The following is a 486-nucleotide window of genomic DNA, read 5'->3' on the forward strand; positions in this document are numbered from 1 at the left end:
AGGTGGGCGAGCGCGACCCCGACCGCCGCCTCCCAGCGGCGGCTCCACGACCCGTCCGCCTCGACGGGCGGCACCCGAAGCTCGGGACGCAGCAGGTCGTCCCATCCGGGAGGCGGCGTGGCCGGGCCCGGCACGGGGCGGAGGACGACCGCGTCGGGCTCCAGCCACACCGTCTGCCACATCCCGCAGTCGTCCTCACGGGTCGCCACGGCCCGCCCGCACCCCTCGCACGCCAGGTTGGGCCCGGCCCGGCCGTCCACGCCGCGGCAGTAGCCCTCGCACTTCTCGGGGATCAACCGCATGCCCCGGGAGTCGCCGGGAGCGATGACGATCCTGTTCGGCGCGCCGAAGGACAGCGAGTACACGGGCGCGTACACGCCCCGACGGGCGGCCTCGTCCTCCCCCACTTCCTCCCACCGCCGCCAGGGCGGCCCGGAGGGGCGGGGGTTGACGGCGTACGTCGCGGGGCCCATCAGCGGGGGATGG

At 76.7% G+C, this 486-nt stretch carries 1 pseudogene; it reads right to left on the reverse strand.

From position 1 onward, the window contains the following. Positions 1-473, reverse strand: a pseudogene (locus ACOV8S_RS16220) (hypothetical protein); the annotation flags it as partial. Positions 474-486: the final 13 nt, after the last annotated feature.

The sequence above is a fragment of the Streptomyces sp. CO7 genome (assembly GCF_053474865.1).